21 protein-coding genes are annotated in these 22761 nt (G+C 45.0%); 8 read left to right on the top strand and 13 right to left on the bottom strand.

Annotated features, from left to right (window positions below; translation table 11 throughout):
* Positions 1–27: 27 nt before the first annotated feature.
* From HFE01_RS17065 to HFE01_RS17035, 7 genes are all read right to left on the bottom strand, one after another.
* On the bottom strand, positions 28–1146 hold the full coding sequence (locus HFE01_RS17065) for a slipin family protein (protein ID WP_167438566.1): 1119 nt from the start codon (positions 1144–1146) through the stop codon (positions 28–30).
* Positions 1147–1396: 250 nt separating this feature from the next.
* On the bottom strand, positions 1397–1615 hold the full coding sequence (locus HFE01_RS17060; RefSeq protein ID WP_049789289.1) for a hypothetical protein: 219 nt from the start codon (positions 1613–1615) through the stop codon (positions 1397–1399).
* A gap of 334 nt (positions 1616–1949) precedes the next feature.
* Positions 1950–2579: a class I SAM-dependent methyltransferase gene (locus tag HFE01_RS17055; protein ID WP_019688665.1), complete on the bottom strand. Its 630-nt coding sequence runs from the start codon at positions 2577–2579 to the stop codon at positions 1950–1952.
* A gap of 42 nt (positions 2580–2621) precedes the next feature.
* Complete coding sequence (locus tag HFE01_RS17050; RefSeq protein ID WP_167438565.1) at positions 2622–5546, bottom strand: glycosyl hydrolase; 2925 nt, start codon at positions 5544–5546, stop codon at positions 2622–2624.
* Between the two features lie 627 nt (positions 5547–6173).
* Positions 6174–7274 (bottom strand): bifunctional diaminohydroxyphosphoribosylaminopyrimidine deaminase/5-amino-6-(5-phosphoribosylamino)uracil reductase RibD, encoded by a 1101-nt coding sequence (gene ribD, locus HFE01_RS17045; RefSeq protein ID WP_017425584.1) that lies wholly within the window; start codon positions 7272–7274, stop codon positions 6174–6176.
* Complete coding sequence (locus HFE01_RS17040; RefSeq protein WP_016820395.1) at positions 7271–8035, bottom strand: GTP cyclohydrolase II; 765 nt, start codon at positions 8033–8035, stop codon at positions 7271–7273. The genes ribD and HFE01_RS17040 overlap by 4 nt, the downstream gene beginning before the upstream one ends.
* 83 nt (positions 8036–8118) lie before the next feature.
* Complete coding sequence (locus tag HFE01_RS17035; protein ID WP_167438564.1) at positions 8119–9216, bottom strand: FAD-dependent monooxygenase; 1098 nt, start codon at positions 9214–9216, stop codon at positions 8119–8121.
* 256 nt (positions 9217–9472) lie between these two features.
* Between HFE01_RS17035 and HFE01_RS17030 the strand changes: the two genes are divergently transcribed.
* On the top strand, positions 9473–9808 hold the full coding sequence (locus HFE01_RS17030) for a winged helix-turn-helix transcriptional regulator (RefSeq protein WP_013312049.1): 336 nt from the start codon (positions 9473–9475) through the stop codon (positions 9806–9808).
* Positions 9809–9977: 169 nt separating this feature from the next.
* Here HFE01_RS17030 and HFE01_RS17025 read toward each other — a convergent pair whose 3' ends face one another.
* Positions 9978–10370 carry a winged helix-turn-helix transcriptional regulator gene (locus tag HFE01_RS17025; RefSeq protein ID WP_016820397.1) on the bottom strand — a complete coding sequence of 131 codons (393 nt, stop codon included), beginning with the start codon at positions 10368–10370 and terminating at the stop codon, positions 9978–9980.
* Between the two features lie 149 nt (positions 10371–10519).
* Here HFE01_RS17025 and HFE01_RS17020 point away from each other — a divergent pair, with 149 nt between their 5' ends.
* Complete coding sequence (locus HFE01_RS17020; RefSeq protein WP_017425587.1) at positions 10520–11038, top strand: DJ-1/PfpI family protein; 519 nt, start codon at positions 10520–10522, stop codon at positions 11036–11038.
* Between the two features lie 193 nt (positions 11039–11231).
* Complete coding sequence (locus tag HFE01_RS17015) at positions 11232–11933, top strand: YoaK family protein (RefSeq protein WP_167438563.1); 702 nt, start codon at positions 11232–11234, stop codon at positions 11931–11933.
* Positions 11934–11945: 12 nt separating this feature from the next.
* Here HFE01_RS17015 and HFE01_RS17010 read toward each other — a convergent pair whose 3' ends face one another.
* Positions 11946–12962: an alanyl-tRNA editing protein gene (locus tag HFE01_RS17010; protein ID WP_243208211.1), complete on the bottom strand. Its 1017-nt coding sequence runs from the start codon at positions 12960–12962 to the stop codon at positions 11946–11948.
* A gap of 105 nt (positions 12963–13067) precedes the next feature.
* On the opposite strand from HFE01_RS17010, the gene HFE01_RS17005 reads away from it, so the two are divergent.
* The 3 genes from HFE01_RS17005 (at position 13068) to HFE01_RS16995 (ending at position 16291) form a co-directional block, all read left to right on the top strand.
* A complete protein-coding gene (locus tag HFE01_RS17005) occupies positions 13068–13601 on the top strand; it encodes a MarR family winged helix-turn-helix transcriptional regulator (RefSeq protein WP_019688671.1) in 534 nt (177 codons plus the stop codon).
* 136 nt (positions 13602–13737) lie between these two features.
* Positions 13738–15057, top strand: a complete 1320-nt coding sequence (locus HFE01_RS17000; protein ID WP_019688672.1) for an HlyD family secretion protein — start codon at positions 13738–13740, stop codon at positions 15055–15057.
* The gene (locus tag HFE01_RS16995) at positions 15041–16291 is read left to right on the top strand and encodes an ABC transporter permease (protein ID WP_107734510.1); all 1251 of its coding nucleotides are present in this window, start codon (positions 15041–15043) and stop codon (positions 16289–16291) included. The genes HFE01_RS17000 and HFE01_RS16995 overlap by 17 nt, the downstream gene beginning before the upstream one ends.
* A gap of 155 nt (positions 16292–16446) precedes the next feature.
* On the opposite strand, the gene arsC is transcribed toward HFE01_RS16995, so the two are convergent.
* The 4 genes from arsC to HFE01_RS16975 all read right to left on the bottom strand — a co-directional run bounded on the left by arsC (position 16447) and on the right by HFE01_RS16975 (position 20290).
* Complete coding sequence (gene arsC, locus HFE01_RS16990) at positions 16447–16866, bottom strand: arsenate reductase (thioredoxin) (protein ID WP_090890958.1); 420 nt, start codon at positions 16864–16866, stop codon at positions 16447–16449.
* Positions 16867–16891: 25 nt separating this feature from the next.
* Positions 16892–18181, bottom strand: a complete 1290-nt coding sequence (locus HFE01_RS16985) for an arsenic transporter (protein ID WP_107734509.1) — start codon at positions 18179–18181, stop codon at positions 16892–16894.
* Between the two features lie 86 nt (positions 18182–18267).
* Positions 18268–18618, bottom strand: coding sequence for an ArsR/SmtB family transcription factor (locus HFE01_RS16980; protein ID WP_107734508.1), 351 nt, complete (start codon positions 18616–18618; stop codon positions 18268–18270).
* A gap of 79 nt (positions 18619–18697) precedes the next feature.
* Positions 18698–20290, bottom strand: coding sequence for an alkaline phosphatase family protein (locus HFE01_RS16975; RefSeq protein ID WP_107734507.1), 1593 nt, complete (start codon positions 20288–20290; stop codon positions 18698–18700).
* Positions 20291–20479: 189 nt separating this feature from the next.
* Here HFE01_RS16975 and HFE01_RS16970 point away from each other — a divergent pair, with 189 nt between their 5' ends.
* Entirely contained in the window at positions 20480–21253 is a 774-nt protein-coding gene (locus HFE01_RS16970; RefSeq protein ID WP_107734506.1) for an alpha/beta fold hydrolase, read from the top strand.
* 221 nt (positions 21254–21474) lie between these two features.
* Positions 21475–22701 carry a sugar efflux transporter gene (locus HFE01_RS16965; RefSeq protein WP_031462276.1) on the top strand — a complete coding sequence of 409 codons (1227 nt, stop codon included), beginning with the start codon at positions 21475–21477 and terminating at the stop codon, positions 22699–22701.
* Positions 22702–22761: the final 60 nt, after the last annotated feature.

Here is a 22761-nt window from a genome sequence, read left to right as displayed (position 1 = left end):
GCACTCATCGTTCGGGAGTATTTTCCGTTATTGGAGTCCCTGCCCCTCTTTCATATGAACCAACGTGTTTAGCTGCTCCAGCAGCGTATTTCCGCCAGTCAGCGATATCGTACCAATCTTCTCACAGATTTTTTCCATGAATTCCAGCTCTTTGAGACGATAGAGGGTGGAGTTTTCGTCCATCAGCTTGGCCGTATTGAGCAAACTACGAGTGGATGCCGTCTCTTCACGTCGTGTGATGAGGTTGGCTTGTGCCTTCTTCTCTGCCAATAGCACCGTATTCAGAATATCCTTGATATCCCCCGGCAAAATAATATCCTTCACCCCTGCGGATGTAAAAGTAACCCCATATTCACAGCTCTGTTCATTCAGTCGTGTCAAGACATATTCCGCGATCTCCTGCTTCATTTTCAGCAAATCATCCAGCTTCATTGTGCCCACGTATTCACGCAGCAGCAGTTGAAGCATAATGTATATTTGTTCCTCGTATGCTCTGAATTCCAACGCCCGTAGCGGCTCGATGATCCGGTACTGACAGACGAAGTTAAGGCGCAGCGTGATTTTGTCTTCAGTCATGATTTCCTGCCCCATCAGGTCCATCTGCTGCTGTCGCATATCTAATGTTTTGATCTCTGTATTCACCGTGGACAACCAGAAATAATATTTGCCCGGTTTCAGTTCACCTTGCAGCACATTATCGTAATACAAAAACCCCAATTCATGACTGGCCACCTGAAGGGCTTTCCAGAAGCCCGGTGTCTTGGACAAGAATGCTTGCCCCAAAGCCTTATCAATTGCAGGCTGCCGGGTATCTGCTCGAACAAAACGATGCTCCTTAAGCATGTTCCAAAATGCATATTTCCCTGCTGTCAGCAGTTCTACAAACCGATTATCCTCATAATGCAGCACATATTCATGATCCTCTACATCGATGACAGTCAATTGCTCCAGCAATAGAGGATCTGTCAAAAACAAACGAATATCATGATCTGGTACAAAAAATGATTCGGCTACATTCAAAATTTCAACAGCTTCCTGCTGAAATGTCTTCAATAGGTAGGTACCTGGGAGCAACAACTTGTGGTAGCTTCCTTTTTTGAACAGCAGTCCGCGCTCATCGGCTTTAATCGTTATCTTCTTAAACATCGTATCACTCCTAGTGTTAAAAATCCTCAACTTAAAAATGTACATTTTCCGCGTGTAGCGGCTCCACGTTCCATTTGATCTTCCGATCGCTGTTGCTCCTGAATTTTTGGATTTGATGAACCCCTTATAGGGTTAAAATTCAGGTGCAAAGGCGAACGCTTCGCTTCTCCAGATTCGAACGGACCGCTCCGCTTATTCGCACGTTGAGTCAAAACACATTTTTAAAATGAGGATTCTTTATTTTTATTTGTTATAGCAGGGGTAGGACCCTTGCAGAGCATCCCTCCGTGTGAAAGGCGGGGCCAAGCTTAAGGAAAAAGAAAGGAGCCGCCTGTTCCCGTGTTTCGGGGATTGAATTCACCAGCCCAACATCGACTGTGAATCTGTATTCCCGTAGCCTCTGGTCCTGTCGGCGCTTGCTCTCTCCGGTATCCGCTGACCGCATAGCCATCGCTCCAGCATCTGTCATCAAGACCAGACATGGGATGCTCTTATCGGGGTCTTTTCATTGTTTTATTCGTCCATTCGAATACTCTACCAAAAGTCGCTTGGAAGGCGATTGGGAATCGAACCCTAATTGTTGGTGGATACATCAGATTTACAGGATACCTGATCCGATTAGGGCAGGCACTGCGGGACCTTTGGAAATCCTCGCCTCGGTAATATCTTCCGTATCAGCCTTTATCATTATTGCGCACCCTTGCACTCACGAACATGGCGAAAGTATTACGACCCCATAAAAAACAAAAAAAGACACGGAGGAAGCATATGTGCTTCCCTCATGTCGTTCTCTCACCATTCACTTACAGCTCTTTGTGACATTTGACCATGATAAATTTGAATGGAGGTTTGCTTTCCATATTTTTATGTGGCTCAACAATTTCCGAAATTTCTGTTAATCCATATTTTCCGAATTCTTGTTCTATCGAGTCAGCATTATAAAAAAACATGTTTACCCCTTCCATGATCTCGAAATAGTCTTTACCTAGCTGCTTTCCCTTTCCAAACATCGGAGCTTCCTTTGAAATAGTAGTAAAAACCATATATCCATTTGGCTTTAGCTGATGATAGCAATCCTTAATAAATTTCTCTCTCTCACTTTTATTCAATAAGTGAATAAGCGCATAACAAAATATGCCGTCATAAAGCTTGTTATCAAAAGGCATATCCATTACGGAGCCATGAAAAATACTGATATTGAGCCCTTTTTGTCTTGCCAAATCAATCGCTGTTTTTGAAATCTCAATACCTGTAACATGTATTCCGTTGTCCATAAAAACCTTGGCATTTCTACCATATCCAATACCAGGTATCAATATATTCTTAACGTTCTTTTCAATGAAAAAGTCCTTGGTCAGAATTGCTGAGTCTGAAGGTTCAAAGCCCCACATCATTTGATTTTCTATAAAGCTTGATTCCCAAAATTCTGTCATACTTTTATCTCCTCTATAATTATCATATCCATAATTTCGAATTTATTCAGGAGCAAGCCCGGGCTGGAACGTGTCTAACGCCTCGATCGCGGAAATTTCGGAAACCCCTGTCGTTGTAGAGGCCGTCTGGTGGGTATAGCTGAATGAAGGCGTCTCATATTGCAATCCCGCCTTTTCATAGGTGAACCAATAGCTGACGGCCTTTCCGATGGTGAGGTCTTTAACCCGCTGCTCCCAAACACCGGCGTTGTTGGTCATCCGGTAGTTGAGCTGTTGCCCACCTAATAAAGTATAATGCACGTCAACATAGGCTGAGGCTGTTTTGGGGGTAAATTGAAGCAGTGCTTCACGATCGCTGACAAAGCGGGCCCGTACGGTGTAATCCTCCGTTTCTCCGCCACCCTCATTGCCGCCAGATGCTGCCTCCGTAGTTACCGATACAGCACGACTTGCCGCAGACAGGTTACCGGCTGCATCACGAGCCTTGACGGTAAAGCTATAAGCGGTCGCTGCATTCAGTCCTGTAATTGAAGCGGAAGTGCCGCTTATCTCTGCCGCCTGAGTCCCGTCCTTATACACGATATACCCCGTTACGCCAACATTGTCTGTAGCTGCCTCCCACTCCAGCGTAACCGCCGAAGCCGTTTTGGCCGTAGCTCGCACATTGGCCGGGCTGGTTGGGGCCTCTATATCAGGTTGTGGATTGCCGCCGCCGTTTCCATTTCCGATATTAAAGCTGTTCGGCTGCACGGTAATACTATGTCCATCTGAAAAGGTTACTATTTTCTCTTGGCTGGTAAAGTTGTAGGCCACATAGGTTTTTACACCGTTCTTATGAAACACGGCATAAATAGGTGAATTGGCAGTGACGCTACGGTCGATGTTGCCAACAGCATCCAAATTATAAATCCAGTGGTAGGCATTCGCCTTGGAATTCCCAGCTTCCGGTGTCATCGCCGCTACGCGTGCACTGAATTTGGCCTTGGCATCGGACGGGTCCGAAATCGTTCTGTACATATACACGATATCTTCCCACGGACTGAAATTCCCACCGCTTTTTTGCAGCAGATTGCTAAAATTTTTAGCCGCATATTCCGGATATTGTGTCAGATACAAGGAAGCAGAAGTAATCGGCAGCCAGTTGATGCCATGCACCTCTGCGGGGTTATTGGTCCACCATGTAGCATTCCCCACCGTTTTACCACCCCAGATCATACTTGCCGTCGCACTTTGCATCCCTGAAGGGGTGTTTGTACCTTGTACATCAAACCAGTATTCGTTAATCGCATTCATTTCCGTTGTATATAGATAGATGCCCAGATCACGAGTTTGGGTATTTCCCGTCGCCTCGCCCCATAAAATCAGACCGGCCCAAGCATTCATCGCTTCCGAGGAGGATTCATTGTTGTTGCCGTCGCCAAATTTGGCATGACCGGAAGCCCAGGTGTGACCGGCATAGGGATCAAAATTACGTAAATACGGAAATTTAGAATCAGACCTGTCTGTATTGGCAATGTCGCGAATGAGCAACTGCACCATCTGCCCCCATTGTGAATTGGATGCCCAGCTCTTGTCCACCCGTGCAATTTCGGCCGCAGCCTTAATAAAGTATCCATAATGGAAATGATGGTCGTTTAATTCTACCGCGCTGCCAAAGCTGTCGGGATAACCGATTAATGTCCCCCAATTGCTATTGTACACAAATAGGTTTGAGCTTTTCAGGTTTCCTGAGCTGTCGCTAGCCTTAAACCAGTCCTGTAGCCGACTTTTAATCTCATTGCGGAACTGGGTCGCTGCTGCAGTATTGCCCACCTGGTCGGCAATTGGCGCCAAGGCTGCTAGCTTGCCCAAACGTTTTCCAGTCCAGTATGTGTCACCATCGCCAGAATAGACTTCCGCTTTCGCTTCGTCTATATAACTATTCAGCTTATTTTTATCATAAGACCCCAAATCGGGCAAAGAAGGGAGCACGCCTGTAAACTTCATCTTCGTTTGAAAAGAAGCCCCTTCCGCTGTTTTCATCAGACCACGTACAGAATTGTACGTATAGCCCAGCAGGGACTGTGATGAGTTTTTCCACTGATGTGGATATAAGGCAAAAATAGTACCCGCTTGTGTACCTTGCTTCGCGGTTGTTGTAACGGTAAAGTTGGTTGTTACTTCGGAAGAAGCTTCGTTGTAGCTGTACTGTGCTTTGGAGTTTGTAACAAAAGAATAGGCATATTGCTGAAATTTGTCCAAGGTCGCCGTTGTATTGTCAGGCAAAGCCGCCACTGTAAAATAGTTTTTCCCGTTCAATTGATTGATCAGAGTACTCGTTCCGAGACCGGACCAGGTGCTGCCGGAAGGACCAAACAGACCATAGTGTGAGCCATTGATCGTAATGCCAAGCACAGGGGAGGTAGCTGAGCCAGACCAGACCTTGGGTACCTCATTGAACGAGAGCTTGGGATTACCACCGCCAAACTCGAAAAAAACATAGGGGGAGCCATGCCCATAGGTAGCACTCATTTTGTTGCTGCCGCTTTGAAATAAGGATTTGACAAACCAGTCACTGAAGCCATCCACTTTGGCATTCGGAAATGAAGCGCTTTCAGAATGTCCGATGGTAAAATCATTCACATCATCCATCCAGCCTGCAATGTATCCCAGATTCACCGTAATTTTTCCGCTTGGGTTAAAGATGCGTAAACCATTTTGCTGATTTTTCAAGGCAAGCGGATGTGGATATTGAGCCTCGGAGTGGGGCACCCAGGCCAGGCTGCTCCACCAGTCGTTAGTAGGCATTGGGCTAGTTACATTCGCTGTCTTATAAATTTCGTTTTGCGGTGTAGCTGCTCCGGCAGGTAGTGTGGTTGAATAGGAGCCTGTGCCTTGTGTGACCTCACCCGAAAAGGCCTTAGTAGAAACTGGCGCAGCTAAACATATCAGACTGGCACTTAACAAGCATAATATCATTTTTTTCACAACCAACATCCTCCTTTGAATTCTCTTATCCCTTTCCCTGCAGGGCTTTTCCCTTTTCCTCCAAGCTGAATTCAACTTCATTGTGCTTGATCTCTATTTCCAGGTCAATCCTTATATTTCTAAAATCTAACTAAACGAGGCGAAAGCCTCTAAATAATACATAAGAAACCAGGACGAAAAACCCAAATATTATGTAATTATGTCATTTTGCAATAAGTAATTATGTCATTTCGATTTCACCCCATAAGACGTTCACCTTATGAGTTATTCACCCCATTAACCATTCACCCTACTAACCGTTTAGTATATAAAAAAGACCCTCCAGGCCTTTAGCCCTTCAGATCCTCTGTTCTTTTGAATTTATAAGTTTTTGAATCAATGAGTTTGAGCTTTTAAGTGTTTAGTTTCTCCTGCCCTTCCCATGCTCCACACCATTTCGAAAAATGAGTGACTTTGCGGTGGGCAGCAGCGGAGCGGAGGGGTTGAATCTGGAGAAGCGGAAGCGTTCGCCTTTGCAGTGGGATTCTTACCTTTAAATCTCTTATACAATCGAAGAATCCCACTGCAACAGCGATCGGAAGATCAACCCCTTCGCGGAGCCTCCTTCTCCACCCAAAAACAACTCACTCATTTTTCCCGCTCAAAATACCCTTCTATTTTCCAGTCCACGCCAACCTGTGTTACGCTCAAATCCTGCAAGGCCACCGCATCGCTCATCGCAGACACGCCCTCTCCCCCGAGAAAGCCCGGGGCTGTGCGCCCTCCAACCAGCTTCGGTGCCATATACAGCACCAGCTTGTCTGCCAGTCCTTGCTGCACGAACGAAGCGTTCACCTCGGCTCCGCCTTCCACGAACACCGATGACACCTCCGCCGCACCCAGAATATCCAGCATTTGCGGCAGGTTAACCCGATCACTGTTTTCATCCTGAGTCGGATATACCTTTACACCCAGTTGTTCCAACTGGCTACGCTTGCCTTCATCATAAATGCGCCCTGTGAATATCCAGGTAGGTGCCTCCCCATCTGTAATGACACGGGCATCCAATGGAATTCGAAGCTTGCTATCCAAAATGATACGAATCGGATTCCGTCCATCCGGTAGACGAGTCGTAAGCTGAGGATTATCGTGAATCACCGTCTGTACACCGACCAGGATTCCCACATGCTCGTTACGTAGACGATGCACATCCTCCCGTGCAGCCTCAGACGTAATCCATTTGCTTTTCGAGGTCCGGGTTGCAATTTTACCGTCCAGTGTTACTGCCGATTTGATCGTAATAAAAGGACGCTTGCTCACGATATATTGGTTAAACACTTCATTCATGCGGATCGATTCCTGCTCACATACGCCGACAATGACCTCAATGCCCGCATCTTTCAAAATCTGTACCCCTCTGCCGGAAACCAGCGGATTCGGGTCCAGGGCTGCAATCACCACCCGACGAATGCCTGCCTTCACAATCGCTTCCGCGCATGGGCCTGTCCGGCCGTGATGAGAACACGGCTCCAGCGTTACGTAGATCGTCGCTCCCTGAGCGTGTTCCCCCGCCATACGCAAGGCATGAATCTCGGCATGTGGCTCACCAGGCTTCAAATGAGCGCCGATCCCAACGATACGGCCATTGTTAACAATGACTGATCCGACGAGCGGATTCGGTTCTGTTTGCCCTTTGGCACTTCTGGCATTTTCCAGTGCCAGGCGCATATATTTTTCGTGAGTGTTCATAGAACCTCCCTGAGATCGGAATCCCGCAAATGGCCGGATCGTTCTACTTTTGTATTCAAGTACCGTTCATTATATTGTGACACATCGCCCCAGAGCGGCATACGTCCCGCCACATTCATACCCGACTTCTTCAAAGCATCCAGCTTTTTAGGGTTATTTGTAATCAGAGTTACTGGTTTTTGTCTCAGATGTTGAAGCACACTAATGGCATCCGCATAATTGCGTGTATCATCTTCAAAACCCAACTGATGGTTGGCTTCGACGGTATCCATGCCTTCTTCTTGCAGAATATAAGCCATGGCTTTACTAAACAAACCGATTCCGCGACCTTCATGATTTGCCAGATAAAACAATGCACCTGTTCCATGTTCCACAATCATTTTCATCGACTGGTGGAGTTGAAATCCGCAATCACAACGCTTGCTACCAAAAATATCTCCAGTATGACAAATACTATGCATGCGAACTAATGCATTTTCGGACTGTTGGAGATCCCCGTACACCAATACACTTGATTGTTGTCCCTCCGCCAAGTTCAGTGTGGACAATCGCTTCACAATCGTCTCAGCATTAGCATTCAGTAAGTTCTGGCGATCTTCCTCGTCCCGTACAGGTAGCCAGCAATACCATTGAAAAACAACCGTTTCCCCTTCCAAATTAACTGGCAGCTTGATCGGTCCTACCAAAATTGTCGAGGATTGCTCTCCACGAACGGTTTGAATTTTATCGTTAAGTAGCGTAGCTACATCTTTAATGTTCATCTCTCTGCACCATCCTTTATATAAACTCTATATATGAAATGCCTCGCATTTCTCAGGCTAATCGTTGTTGTCGGGGTTTTATATCATTTAACTATGTGTAAGAAATGTTCATGAAACGTGGACTCCAAGATTAGTTGACGCTCCTGAAGCTCGGTGACAGCCTGCCGTCGTCCATCTTCGAAAGCCTTCAGGTCTTCTGCGGTATATACCTGCTGGCGTAAACGAAGAAGCTCACTGGCCAGCACATCGGCATCCTTCAAAGCAGCGTTCAAACCAAAAGCTCCCGTAGGTGTCATGGTATGCGCCGCATCTCCAATCAGGACCAGTCCATTCTGTGCCCATGTGTCACTACGGCTGCTGAAAATATCCAACGGTACGAAGTCCTTCCATGAACGAATGTGATCATGCACACTATGCTCTAAATCTGGAAAAGCCTCCGTAAACAGCTGTATAAATGGTTCAAAAGATTGCTTAAACAGGGTGGAAAAGCTCCCCTCCTCCACATTCCAGCCAATTTGGATATAACCCTCAGCCTGCGAGAATAAAGCCAACTGACCTCCGTTGACCAGAGCCAGACGAGTGACGGGCTCCCACCCGGCAGGTGCCGTGATTTTGGCCCATAGCAGATCATAATCGTGGCGAATTTTCGTCACAGGCATCTGCGCCAGCTTGCGCACAGTCGAATAGCGTCCGTCTGCCCCCACAATCAAAGAACTATGAATTGTAATCTCATGACCGTTCTTATCGCGGGCGGTCAAGCCCGTGTACCCCTGCTCGCTGTCACCCTCCAACGCAGTCACAGTTGTACCTGCCAGGTAACGGAAAGACTCGTAGGTGGACGCCTGCTTGAGCAGAGCTTCCAAAAATCGAGGTTGTGGAATATGCACCCCTACATTATGATGGATTGAAGCTGGCTCAACCGTCTTGACCTGCTGCTGATGCTGCCAATATTCGATTCTTGTGGAGGCGAGAATATGATCCTCATGAATTTGTTCGAGCAGTTTATGTTTGCGGATCACTTCCTGACCCTCATCGTTTAAAATTTCACCGCGGAAAGCCTTTCCGGGCACGCTCTGCCGCTCAACCAATATCGTTGAAACACCCTGCTCCGCCAGTAGACAGGATAACAAAGTCCCTGCGGGTCCCCCTCCAACTACGCACACTTCACATTCTAGCTTCATCCGACTTCCCCCTGCACCCAAACCATAACCTCAACGATTCGTCCGTATCTGTTCTTTTTATTACATCATTAATCATATCAAATTAAGTTCAAATTTTAAGCATTTACATCTTAAACTCCGTATCAAAGCTAACAAGTTACTTTATGTAACAAAGTATATTTATATCATTCGATTTCGTCAAGTAATAAATTTATGTAAAGTAAAATCATTTACTTTTAACAGTGAATCGTTAATAATAGGAGCATGAGGTGATCACATGAATATTCCGCAGATGTGCCCACGGTTTGAAAAGGCTATGGAGCTACTGAGCAAGCGTTGGACGGTGTTGATCGTATTTCAACTAACGAATGGTCCGCAACGTTTCGTCGCTATTGAGAATTCAATTCCTAACTTAAGTGGAAAGGTCCTTTCGGACCGTTTGAAAGAGCTGGAGGAAGAAGGAATCATTCAACGTATGGTTTATCCTGAAAAGCCTGTGCGGATTGAATACTCCCTTACGGATAAGGGACGCGATTTAGCTCCTTTATTTGACCATATTGGTACTTGGGCTACACGCTGGATTGAGGTTTTACCAGCCCTTGAACAGCAATGATCCATATGGGCTACAGCTATTTTTCCTAGACTAACATGATCCACACACACAGACTGCTAACATGCCAAAGAACGCCTTCGCTCTAGGTACAATTCGTACTCATAGTGCAAGGCGTTCTATTTTTTATATGACGGAGTGTTAAAGGTCCATCTAAGATCGCATCCAAGATTTAAACATTTCCCTCACTGCTGCGTTGCATTTCCTCACGGATGGATTGCACCCGTTTTTTCCCCCAGTCATACATCATCTCCACAATCGGTAAAATCGTCATCCCCAACTCAGTCATCGAATATTCCACCTTTGGAGGCACTTCGGGATACACTTCCCGGTGTACAATACCGTCCTCCATCAACTCCCGTAGCTGGTTGGTCAGCACTTTATGCGACAGCTTCGGAAACAACCTTTGCAGGTCACTGAACCGGTGCGGCCCTTCGACACCCAGATGCCATAAAATAACGACCTTCCATTTCCCGCTCAGCACAGATAGCGTTAATTCCTTTTCGCAGTTGTAGTCTCCGTTTACAATTTTCTCCCGTATTTCTTCTCTCAGCGTATCAGACATATATCAATTAACTCCTTCTAAATCATCATGATCTTCCACATGAATAGTAACCTGCAGGTAACCTCCGTACTTGAAAGTGCATTCTTCACAGCCCGACGAAGCCACCCTACAATAGTAAATAACGTTACACATTCAAGGAGGAATAGAGTATGAGTAAAAAAGCTCTTTTTATTATACCCCCAGAGCGCTTTAATGAGGATGAATTGTTTAAACCAAAAGAAGCGCTGGAGCAAGCAGGTGTTACTGTAACATTAGCCAGTACAAAAACAGGCGAAATCATGGGTGACTACAACGGTAAAGCGACGGCTGATCTTGTCTTTACAGACGCTGTGCCGGCTGAGTATGATGTGGTATCTGTAATCGGCGGATCAGGAACAAATGATCACCTGTGGAATAACGCGGATCTCCAAGCTCTGCTGAAACAAGCTCATGAGCAAAAGACTTTAGTGGCTGGCATCTGCGCAGGCTCTGTAGCTGTGGCTCAAACCGGTCTGCTCTCTGGCAGAACGGCTACATGCTACCCTGTGGATGTGCAAAAGGATCAGCTCCAATCGCATCAAGCCGACTATGTCGCTCAGCATGTCGTCGCTCATAGCGATATTATTACAGCCGACGGCCCAGATGGTGCACAGGAGTTTGGTAAAGCACTCGTTCAAGCTCTGCAATAAGCATATTCTCGAAGTTCCAGATGGCACTTTAAGCAGCACTCCAACAAGCCGCATCACGTCCTTTCTATTGTATGGGACCTGATGTGGCTTCTTTGTGTCATTTTCATGCTTAAGTGATTAATTTAATTGTATGGTCCTGGATTTTCGTGTTAGCTTTAAAGAATCGACGTTTAGTATAGGAGGCTTATATGCCGTGTTTATGAAAGGCAAAATCCATTTACATCAGGTAACGTCCGAATCGTTGCGACTGGGCGCCTTACTATCATTAGTAGGGGGCTTTTTGGACACATATACCTTTGTAGGAAGAGGCGGTGTTTTCGCCAACGCACAGACAGGCAATATCGTACTGCTGGCTGTCAAAATCATTCAGGGGCACTGGATTCAGGCGTTAGCCTATATCCCGCCACTGATCGCCTTTTCACTGGGGGTTTTTGTTGCTGAAGGGATTAAACGCAAATCAACCCACCGTTTAACTCCAGACTGGACCCGCGCAATTCTTTTACTGGAAATCGCGATTTTTTTCATCGTGGGATTGATTCCACAAGGAGTTCCCAATACGGTAGTAGTGGTGATCGTCTCATTCGTCGCTTCCGTGCAAATGACTTCCTTCCGCAAGCTCATTGATGTGCCGTACACCTCCACGGTCAGCACCGGTAACCTTCGATCAGCTATCGAGGCTGTGTATGTCGCTGTAACGACCAAGGACACGAACGCTGCCATTCGAGCGATGCGTTATGGTGTCATCCTGGCTGCCTTCTTGGTAGGAGCCTTGCTGGGGGGATTTCTGACTTTGACGATTGGGGATAAAGCCGTTTGGGGCGCTGTTGTTGCACTTATTTTTTCTTTTATTTTATTTACAGAAGAGGAAAAGTGGAAGCTACCGCTGCGTCACTAATCCTCCATTATATTAGCCCTGAATGAACTGCCGCTGGGCCGTTTCGAAGAAATTCAAGAGGTTCTCGCGGGACGAAAATGCTGCCTGAGCAGATTGGTTGCTACCGCCCCCCTTGCCCTGAAACGCGCCCAGATTCTCTTTCAAAAACGCCCCGCAACTAACAGATTGGCTACCATTATGTGCCAGAATGATTTTGTTTTCGGCTGTTGTGGCAAATAAAACAAGCAAATCATGCTCAGTGGTCAGCTTGGCAGCCAATTGCTGCATCTCCTGAATGGATTTTTGTTCAAATACATGAGCAAGAACATGCCCCTGTACAGCAGACAGCAGCTCTTTCGCCTGGTACGATGCATTTTCCTCTTGTAGAAGCTCCACTTGCGCCTTGAACTGCTTATGCTCCTGCTCCCACTTTTCGAATCGAGTCAAAATATCCTTTCGCCCAGTATTGAACTTCGCAGACAACACGTCCAAAATCCGAGCACTCTCATTAAATTCCTGGAGTGCGCGAGCACCACATTTGAAATGGATTCTCGCCATCCCTTTTTGCTTTTCCCATTTCAAGCATTTAATCATCCCGATTTCCCCGGTTTGAGCCACATGTGTACCGCCGCAAGCATTATATTCAATGCCTTCGATCTCAACAATCCGAATATTTTCCGTCACTTTAGGCATTTTCACAAGCGGAATGTTCTTCAATTGCTCATGGGTTACAAAATAACTTTTTATGCTGCGGTTATTGTAGATTTGCTGATTTGCTTCCTGCTCGATTGCCGATAGCTGTGCGGATGTTATATCAGAAGAGTTGACATCAATTGTGGCGTACTCTTGTCCCAAATGAAAGCTTTCTGTACGCGCACCCAACAGTTCCAGACAAATCGCTGACAGCAAATGCTGCCCGCTATGCTGCTGCATATGATCAAATCTGCGCTCCCAATCCAATTGGCAGGCCACTTTCTCATCCTCCGGCAAACGTTCTACCTGATGCCAAATGTCCCCATTCTCAAGAACCACATAGTGAAAAATCTGCATGACGATTAACAAAATTTAGCTTGAAATTCATTTTTGAATCGATTAAGATTAGTCGGCTAACTAATTTGTCGACTGGAACACAATGTAAGAAGAAAGGAGAACCTTATGGATTTTGATTTACGGGATTTGCCCACTCGTGAAGCGCTGCAAGAATTTTCTATGCGTATCCCAGAGATTGATGTAAGAGCGACAGAAGCGATGCTATTTTTTATGCGCGTATCCTCCAGTCTTTTTAAAGTGAGCTTTGAAGGCTTTGAGAAGTTTGGTATATCTCACGGAAAATTTTCAATATTAATTCTCCTGTATCGCAACATTCAAACAGGGTTGCTGGCTACAGAGCTTGCGGAGAAAGTAGGGGTTAGCAAGCCTACCGTTACCGGTCTGCTTGACCGTTTGGAACGCGATGGGCTTATTATGAGATCCGTTCACCCTTCCGACCGCCGTATGAGTATTGTTAAACTGACCGAACAAGGAACAGAAATGATGGAGAGACTGCTGCCTGTACATTTTACATGCACTTCCACACTGATGAGCCATCTATCCAACGATGAAAAAGAACTGCTCCTGACATTACTGAAAAAAATAGAAAGCGGCATCCCTCAAGCAAAAGAGATATATGAAGCAGCAAAGCCAGAGTAAGTTTTAATTTTTGCATTTTAGTTAGCCGGCTAACATCTAAATTATTAAATAATAGAATAAATAAAATGTACATAATCAGGATATTTATTCGAGTCTAGGTTGAATCCATTTTATGAACTTAAGGAGCATATTACCCATGAATCGCACACAAGTCACCAGCCTTATCATCCCTGTCATTTCTATTGCCTGTCTGATCGGCGGGGGGTTCCTGCTTCAGACTAACGGACAAGATCAAGTCACTGCTTCGCGATCCGTTAAAGGCACAACGCTCAATGCTGATAGCATTCATGTATCTTTTGAACAAGTAGGCGGCAAAGTCCTAAACATCCCGGTAACAGAAGAAACGAAAGTGAAAAAAGGAACTGTCCTTATGGCTTTGGATTCCAAAGATGTGGATTTGCAAATTGAGCAGCTGCGGACACAAATCGCGCAGTTCAATACACAGATCAGCCAACAGCAACAATCCATCCAATTAGGGTACACACGAGCAACAACTCAGGAAAAACAAGCACAGCTGGATATCGCGCAAGCTCAAGTCACTGAGAGCAAAAGCCAAGCGGCACTGCTGCGGGCACAGGCAGCTGAGCGTCAAGCCACTGCTGCGGAACAACAGGTCAATAATGGTGCTCGGGATGAAGATGTTCAGCAGCAACGAATTGCCGTAGCTTCTGCCACCAAAAACGTTCAGACGTCCCAGACTAACTACAAACGTAATAAAGCACTTTATGATGCAGGAAGTGCATCCAAAGCAGTGTTGGATGATGCTGAATCCTCATTGACTTTAGCGACAAATCAGTTGAGCCAGCAAAAGGAGTCTCTTCAAAAGCTGCTCCATGGCGCTACTCCTGAAGAACGTATGCAGGCCAGTGAACAGACCACACAAGCAGCGGTTGCGGTAAAACAAGCCGAGGAGGAAATCCGTGGTGCCCAATTGTCCGTCGATCGTTCCAGAACCCAACTGGAAACCATTCAGCAAAGCCGTCAACAGCTGGCAGATCAGAAGTTGGCTATCGACCTTTTAAAGCAACAAAAAGACACACAGGAAGTTCAGCTTAAAACATTGCTGCTCAAAAAAGAGCGACTGGTATTAAAGGCACCACAGGATGGCAAGGTTACTTCGATTAGTACAAAAGTCGGGGAAAATGTCGCGCAAGGAGCGCCTGTGATTACCCTGGAAACCAACGATTTATATTACGATCTGTATGTCAATGAGGAACAAGCGGGTAAATTCAAGGCCAATCAAGAAGTTAAAACCCGAGTATCTGCTCTCAACAAGGACTTGAAAGGTACCGTACGTTATGTGACCGCTGCGCCGCAATTCGCTAATGTAAAGATGTCCCGTGAAAAAGGTGAGGCAGATACCGCCACATTCCAAGTACGTGTATATGTAACAAGAGAAGCCGCTTTGCTACCAGGCATGACAGTTGAGGTGAATACGAATGAAATCACTTCGTGATGAATGGACGTATCTGGTTCACTCCAAGTATCCGATCATAGCTATCATCTTCCCGCTGATTGCAGTGCTGGGGTACTCCCTGCTGCTCCCAAGCAGCCAAATTAACGATGCTAACGTGGTAGTAGTGGATCAGGACAACACAGCCTACAGCCGTGAGTTGATCCAGAAGATAGATGCTTCTCCATATATGAACGTAGCAGAGATTGTTTCGTTTACGGACAATCCTGAGCAGTATTTTTATCACGAAAAATATTTAGCCGTTATTTCCCTGCCGCACGGTTTAGAGGACAATCACCATCGTTCCCTTTCCAGTCGCGTGGGTCTCATTCTTGATAATACCAACGTTCAATCTATTACTTCCATTCGTACAGCTATGCAGGAAATTAGCGTTTCTGAGAATATGGAACTGTCTGTTCCAGCTATGTTGAAAACGGGGATGAACGCCGAACAGGCTCAGGGAGCTCTCAATGGTATTGCCTTGGAGGTGCGTTCCCTGTTTAACCCAACCAATGATTATCAGAATACGACGATACTTGCATTCACTTGTATGTTCTCTTTTATGATACTCAATATCAATAGCTTACCTATCGTCGCCAGACTAAGGGTTTCCAAGAGACTGGCTGCCGAACTGCAAAATCCGTTCAACATCCTACTGCGTATTCTTCCTTATACGCTGTTTTCGACGGCTGGCTTAATCTTCTCTCTCGGGATGCTTAAAATGTTTGGGGGAGGTCGTTTCGAAGCCAATCCGATCCTCTTCATGATTCCGGTTGTCCTGTATGTATTCGGTACCGTATGCTTCAATGTTCTGGTTGCATGGGGCGCTGCACATCCGGGGATTGCCATTGGCAGAATGGTGATGGTGCTCATGCCTGCTTTTGTACTATCGGGGGCCGTTCTTTCCAGATCACTGTTTCCACCTTTAGCGATTCAAATCGGTGATTTTTCCCCCTTCGTATGGATGTACAAATTCCTGCGTACCATGGGACTGCGCGGCGCACCTTTTCAGGAGATGCTTCCCGAACTCGGATCATTGTTACTATATGTTGGTGTACTCTCCATGCTGGTGATCGCCAGAGCACTGTGGGAAAAACAGAAGCTGGCCAAGCAAACTGCAGGCGCTGCTCCTGAAAAGGGATCACCACATCACGTTGTTCCAGCAAGCTCAACTGGCGGCGGGTTATCTATGCAAGGGGCACCATCAGCACCTATGCACGAGCCTATAAAAGGATAGAATCTCGTCTATAAAATAAAAAGGGTTAAGTGTCGTCTAACGAGCCTTAACCCTTTTTCATTAACATGAAGATCTTCTATTTCAAAAATGCCAAACAAACACCGCCCTTTTAAGGAAGTATGCCTGAGTTCGCCCTTCCTAAGCCGTGCACTGGTTTATTCACCGGTCTCCGCAAATTTGCGAATACGAGCCCCGACTTCATCCCGTACACGCTGGAATACGCTCCATTTCTCTTCTTCTGTTCCTTGTGCTTTAGCCGGATCATCAAATCCCCAATGTTCGCGGCGCACGTACGGAGGTGTAATAGGACATTTATCGGCAGCATCTCCGCATAAGGTCACAACTAAATCCGCACTATTCAGCAAAACAGAATCAATAATATCTGAAGTTTGACCGGAAATATCCATCCCAACTTCATTCATCGCTTGCACCGCTTTAGGGTTGAGGCCGTGTGCTTCAATGCCCGCACTGTATACATTCCAACGGTCTCCCAAGTATTGTTTAGCCCAGCCTTCTGCCATTTGACTGCGGCAAGAATTACCAGTGCACAAAAAATAAATTGTCTTCTTATCCATCATCAGCGTCTCCTTCAATTGTCCATTATGAAATGATTAACCACAGATATAAGCCCAGTAGGGTAATAAAAAGTGTAGGAATAGTTAAGATGATGCCTGTTTTAAAATAAGTCCCCCATGAAATTTTCACGTTTTTCGAACGAAGCACATGCAACCACAATAATGTGGCTAGCGAACCAATTGGGGTTATCTTCGGTCCGAGATCCGACCCTATAACGTTAGCATAAATCAGTGCCTCTTTGACTATACCGGTTGCATGGGTGGCATTAATGGCAAGCGCATCAATCATGACCGTAGGCATGTTATTCATACCCGACGAGATAATCGCCGCAATAAAACCCATGCCCATGGTGGCCACAAACATACCTTGATCTGAAGCCGCTTGAATCACATGGGCCAGCAGGTCTGTCAAACCGGCATTACGCAGACCATACACCACCACATACATCCCGATGGAGAAAAATACGATGGCCCATGGAGCGCCCATGATAACTTTTTTTATGGGTACCACAGGGCTTCTTCTTGCCATCAGCAAGAAGAAGATAGCAACAGTACCAACCACCGCCGAAACGGGAATGTTAAAAAATTCGCATGCAAAGTAGCCAACGAACAAAACCGCAAGAACGATCCAGGACATACGGAACATTTTTGGATCTTTAATCGCTTCCGCAGGCGTGATTAATTGTGTCGTATCAAACGTTTTCGGAATTCTTTTACGGAAAAAAAGATACAGTACTCCTATACTGGCTGCTAAAGAAAATAAATTAGGTACAATCATGCGACTCGCATATTCCATAAAGGTGATCCCAAAGAAATCGGCTGACACAATGTTGACCAAGTTGCTGACCACAAGCGGAAGCGACGTCGTGTCTGAAATAAAACCGCTCGCTATGATAAAAGGAAAAATCATTTTCTCATCCAATTTAAGTGCCCGAACCATCGCCAGTACAATCGGTGTCAGTATTAAGGCCGCACCGTCATTCGCAAAAAAAGCAGCAACAACGGCGCCAAGAATGGTCACATAAACAAACATCCGAGTTCCGCTTCCATGGGCTACCCGTGCCATGTGAAGCGCCGCCCATTCGAAGAAGCCGATTTTATCAAGCACCAACGAAATCAGAATAATGGCTACAAAAGCCAGTGTCGCATTCCAGACAATATGAGTCACTTCCCAAACATCATGTAAATCGACGACACCCACCAGCAAGGCGAGTATGGCACCGCCGCAGGCAGACCAGCCGATAGACAGATTTCTAGGCTGCCAGATCACCAACACTAAAGTGGCTAAAAATATAATGCATGCCAACAAAATCAATGTTCTTAACCTCCAATATATTACCTTATAAACATATACTTATATAATAGCACCGTTACGCCACAAGGAGATAAACGGAACAGGCTTTAGCATGAACAAGCTGAGGAATCCGGTCCACAAGATGCGATCGGTTCCTCTTTATTCAGCGATTTCAAAATATGCTTGGAGTCTGGCATGCTCTCAAGAACAGCTTGAATATGCGGTTTGTCGTCTACGTTTAAGGAATAGTATACCCACTGACTTCGTCGTTCTTCTTTTACAATTCCTTGCGACTTTAATTTTCTCAAATGTTGGCTAATTGCTGGCTGCGACATATCAAAGATATCTACAAATTCGCAAACACACCATTCTCTTTCTCTTAGCAGGGATAACATGATCAATCGGGTTTTATCCCCCAATAACTTTAAATGATCAGCTACATAACCTAGTTGATTCAATATATGCCCCCTTTCACTTATATAACTACATGCTTATATACTAATATAGCTCAATTTTAATATCAAGAACGATCAATACTTATTCATTCACCAATTGTAGGAGCCAATCTTTTATATCCACAATTCGCAATGTTTTGGGTCGTGTATTCGTTCCAGAAATAATTAGTGGGACAAGGGAATCTTGTTCATGCAGCGATCCATGCGCTCCCCCTCCGATGTGGGTAGGGGAACTTTCACCGACCAGTTCATATCCAGGTTGAACCGTAACGACAACATATCTTCCTTCATGTGAATTCATTGCCCCGTGTAGCCTCGCCAAAACGTCTGGATATTTTCCATATTTGATCCGGTTGTTATTAGTCGTAATATCCACAAGATTCGTTTCGCCCGATAATGTCCATGATTGTCCATATTCATCGGTAAATTTCCCACCGGGATGATAAGAAAACAGGCTACCATTTCTCCCCTTTGTAACCTGGATATTATTTTTACCGTCTTTCATAGCAATAATGTCGAGCTTATTCTCATGCTGTAAAAGCTTCACCACGTCAGACAAATCTACGTTATTGTCAATTGCATAGATATAGGCCATCCGTTCATTAGCGGCAATCACGATTTGGTCATCACTTCTTACGGGTTGATTTAATTTTGCAATCCGGTAATGGCCCAAAAGCGGCCTTATATCAACTGTGGCTGCCTGTCGATCATTATAAACCGCGCTTTGCCCACTGTCTCCCAAGACGATCCATGTAGCATTTTGTACAGCCTCTTCCCAAGAACCGTATGCGTTCAACACAGTTTGCAGTGCTTGATCGGCTTTTTCAATTCCCTTCAGTTGAGTCGGGCCTTTTCTATGCGCCAAATTATCATTCCCTGGAAAGTATGTGATGGTTAGGTTTGGAAGTTTTTTTTGATTGATTAGAAAAGCGGTTTCTTTTGCAGAAAATTCGTCGTTCATCCCAAGTTTTTTCCACGGAGAAGTATTCCAGCTATTCCCCGGATCCAGTTGAGCAAAAGTTGCATATGAAAACCATTTAGGTCCTGTTATTTTCACTTGTTCTGGCACACGGTTACTGTTTGCAATAAAACGAGGCACCTTTAAGGAATGTTCCGTTCTTCCTCTAAAAACAACAGCATTGATGGACGCGGATTCTTTCCCTTTGTCAGCTAATGCTTCATGTATTGTTTTCGTTTTTTTGTTCAAATGAACTTGGTTTAATTGGTAAATAGCGTCATTAAATACTTGCAGTTGGTCGATCTTTAAGGCTTCTTTGGCACCATTGCCGTAGAGAATCATGCGTTTCTTTGGGTCGCTATACCAAACGAGACCAGGCACATGATGTTGGTCAGCATACGTTCCCGTTAATAATGTACTGTCGATGGTTACAGACATCGTGGGAAATGAGCTCACTACCTGCGGGAAATATTGTCCTTGATGAAGGAGAAATCGTATGGCGGGTGCACGGCCTTCTTGAATGGCATCTTGCAGAGGCTTATCCATTAAAGAATCAATCAAGATTACAATGACAGGTTTTTTGCCCATTTGCTTTGCTGTGATATGTGGGTTCATGCTCTGTTGCTTTAGCTGTTGACTGGAGTCCGCTCTACAGCCCAAGATCAACAACAATAAACTTAACACTAGTACAACGGTAACTTTATTTTTCATGCCCATGTGTGTGTCCCCTTCTTAGAAAAACAGTGCCCTTGATCCTCTTATTTTTTCATATACAAAAAAAATTATTCCTACATTGGATCATCGGGGAAAAGGGACCTCACGCAACCCAAAGTTACAACTCCATGAATTTTTTGAATCTAATAAGCCAAATTTAAGATCAAAACCATTCAGGGAGAGAGCATAGCAATGACCACAACAAACATACATGAGCACTCCATGCACTATATAGATTCCGGAGAAGGAACAGCCATCCTATTCATTCACCCTCCGGTACTTACAAGCTCAAATTTCACATACCAAATCCAAGGGCTATCGCCCTATTTTCGTACTATAGCTTTTGATATCAGAGGACACGGTAAAAGTCAGCCTTCCGAACAAACGGTTACTTACCCTCTCATCGCCCAGGATATTAAGCATTTGATGGATCGATTGAGCTTGGATAAAGTATTTTTGTGTGGATATTCTACCGGAGGTTCAATAGTACTTGAATTTCTCCTGACTCACCCAGATCGGGCATGGGGGGGCATTGTTATCAGCGGAATGTCCGAGGTAAACGAATGGCGACTAAGAAACAAAATTTCTTTAGGCATTGCGCTATCCAAAATCGGCGCAGTCGGTACGATTGCGCTTTCTAATGCCTGGTCACAAACGAAACAGTTATCTTTGTTCCGTAAGTTATTCAACGATGCGAAGCAGGGAAATCCCAGGAATGTCGAACAATATTATCGTTACAGCTTGAAGTATAACTGTACCTCACGGCTAGGGGAAATCCATCTTCCTGTCCTGCTCGTTTATGGTGAAGAGGATAAACACTTTCATCCATATGCCAACATATTGCATCAGCATTTACCGAAGAGTGAGCTTGTTTTCATTAAAAAAGCCGATCACCGCCTTCCTACGAAGGCCGCTGGATCATTGAATGAACTGATCAAGCAGTTCATAGAACGCTTCAGCCTTTAAGGCACATCCTACAGGAAAAGTCGCATACACATCTACATCCCACTCCTGATCTTATATCTTTGTCTGTATATGGCCTTGCATATGAGTTGCTCATCAAAGTAAAAAAAATTATATAATATTTTATACAATGTAAATATACAAATTATGCTAAAGTCATATATAGTTTAGGTTGGATAGGTATGTAAGTTCCGCTTCTAAATCTAAAGGGGTGTAAAAATGAAATGCTAAAGCGTATTCAAAATCTTTTCTTTATCCCTAACTACCCACTATTCATGATCTGCATGTTATTGCAAGGTATGGCTATTTCCATAAGCGCACCTTTTTTAGCTGTATATTTTACAAGTACACTTGGCGTATCGGTAGGGACCTTTGGTGTGTTTACAGCGGTGACTTTGATTTGTGGTATATGGATCAGCTCTCTTATTGCCAAACGCTCCGATACCGGATTGGATCGCAAACAAATTTTAGTGATTTGTACGTTATTTAATGCTGTCGCCTTTGCAGGATATCTTGTAATCCAAAACTTTTATGTACTTTTTATTTATATGACGGTCTTTACAGCGATTGGCGCCCCTGGGATGCCGCAGTTATTTGCCAGTGCACGTGAAGCGGTAGATCGCAGTAAATCTGCGGATCATGCCTTTGCGAATTCAACGCTTCGTTCTATGTTTTCTCTTGGCTTTATTACCGGGCCGCTCTTGGGTTCCTTCTTGATTGCACATACGGGCTTTAAAGGTATTTTTGTTGGTACGACCTCTATTTTTGTACTTATTGCCGTTCTTCTATTCTTTTTTATCAAGCAGCGTCCTGTTCAGGCTAAAAATAAGGATCAACTTTCACTTCATCACATTACATTACATAAAAATATGAAAATCCTGATCCCTTTTGTAGTTCTTACTCTGCTTTATACGTCTCACTGGATGAATAGTTTAAATATTTCCTTGTTCATCATTCACAATTTAAAAGGTGACACGAATGACGTTGCCCTCGTATCCAGTATTTGCGCAATCTTAGAAATACCCCTGATGCTCATGCTGGGCGTACTAGCAGCCAAATACTCCAACCGTTTGCTTATATTTTTAGGGGCTTTAACAGGCGTTGTCTATTACCTCCTCGTTCTTATGTCTACGGAGATGTGGCAACTATTTGCGGGACAGCTTCTCCTAGCATTCTTTGTTGCAGTGATATCAGCCATTGGTATCAGCTATATGCAGGATTTGTTGCCATCTCTGCCCGGATACGCCTCGACACTGTATTCCAATGCGACAACGATCGGAAGATTGGCGGGGAGCTTGATGGGCGGATTGTTTGCTCAATGGATGGGTTATCGAAACTCCTATTGGATATGCTTATTCCTGATTCTCTGTTGCCTTGGTCTGCTGGCGATATCAAAAAAATTAGAGTTTGACCAATCGGCTGCTCTACAAGAAAGAAATCACAGCCTATAGAGCACCATCAATAAAAGAAACAGCACGTAATCTGGACGAGAACCTAAAGTCCGATTACGT

The organism is Paenibacillus sp. EKM10P, from assembly GCF_011800655.1.
Taxonomy (GTDB): Bacteria; Bacillota; Bacilli; order Paenibacillales; family Paenibacillaceae; genus Paenibacillus; species Paenibacillus polymyxa.
The sequence above is the reverse complement of the archived record's forward strand: the minus strand, read 5'-3'. Positions and strand labels throughout refer to the sequence as shown.

What these genes read in the sequence shown, in the direction of transcription:
- HFE01_RS17025 (WP_016820397.1), bottom strand. Translation starts at nt 10,370, where the DNA reads ATGTCTGATACGCTGAGAGAAGAAATACGGGAGAAAATTGTAAACGGA.
- HFE01_RS17055 (WP_019688665.1), bottom strand. Translation starts at nt 2,579, where the DNA reads ATGACAGAATTTTGGGAATCAAGCTTTATAGAAAATCAAATGATGTGG.
- HFE01_RS17000 (WP_019688672.1), top strand. Translation starts at nt 13,738, where the DNA reads ATGAATCGCACACAAGTCACCAGCCTTATCATCCCTGTCATTTCTATT.
- HFE01_RS16965 (WP_031462276.1), top strand. Translation starts at nt 21,475, where the DNA reads ATGCTAAAGCGTATTCAAAATCTTTTCTTTATCCCTAACTACCCACTA.
- arsC (WP_090890958.1), bottom strand. Translation starts at nt 16,866, where the DNA reads ATGGATAAGAAGACAATTTATTTTTTGTGCACTGGTAATTCTTGCCGC.
- HFE01_RS17040 (WP_016820395.1), bottom strand. Translation starts at nt 8,035, where the DNA reads ATGAACATTAAAGATGTAGCTACGCTACTTAACGATAAAATTCAAACC.
- HFE01_RS16970 (WP_107734506.1), top strand. Translation starts at nt 20,480, where the DNA reads ATGACCACAACAAACATACATGAGCACTCCATGCACTATATAGATTCC.
- HFE01_RS16975 (WP_107734507.1), bottom strand. Translation starts at nt 20,290, where the DNA reads ATGGGCATGAAAAATAAAGTTACCGTTGTACTAGTGTTAAGTTTATTG.
- HFE01_RS17005 (WP_019688671.1), top strand. Translation starts at nt 13,068, where the DNA reads ATGGATTTTGATTTACGGGATTTGCCCACTCGTGAAGCGCTGCAAGAA.
- HFE01_RS17035 (WP_167438564.1), bottom strand. Translation starts at nt 9,216, where the DNA reads ATGAAGCTAGAATGTGAAGTGTGCGTAGTTGGAGGGGGACCCGCAGGG.
- HFE01_RS17010 (WP_243208211.1), bottom strand. Translation starts at nt 12,962, where the DNA reads ATGCAGATTTTTCACTATGTGGTTCTTGAGAATGGGGACATTTGGCAT.
- HFE01_RS17020 (WP_017425587.1), top strand. Translation starts at nt 10,520, where the DNA reads ATGAGTAAAAAAGCTCTTTTTATTATACCCCCAGAGCGCTTTAATGAG.
- HFE01_RS17060 (WP_049789289.1), bottom strand. Translation starts at nt 1,615, where the DNA reads ATGACAGATGCTGGAGCGATGGCTATGCGGTCAGCGGATACCGGAGAG.
- ribD (WP_017425584.1), bottom strand. Translation starts at nt 7,274, where the DNA reads ATGAACACTCACGAAAAATATATGCGCCTGGCACTGGAAAATGCCAGA.
- HFE01_RS16995 (WP_107734510.1), top strand. Translation starts at nt 15,041, where the DNA reads ATGAAATCACTTCGTGATGAATGGACGTATCTGGTTCACTCCAAGTAT.
- HFE01_RS17030 (WP_013312049.1), top strand. Translation starts at nt 9,473, where the DNA reads ATGAATATTCCGCAGATGTGCCCACGGTTTGAAAAGGCTATGGAGCTA.
- HFE01_RS17065 (WP_167438566.1), bottom strand. Translation starts at nt 1,146, where the DNA reads ATGTTTAAGAAGATAACGATTAAAGCCGATGAGCGCGGACTGCTGTTC.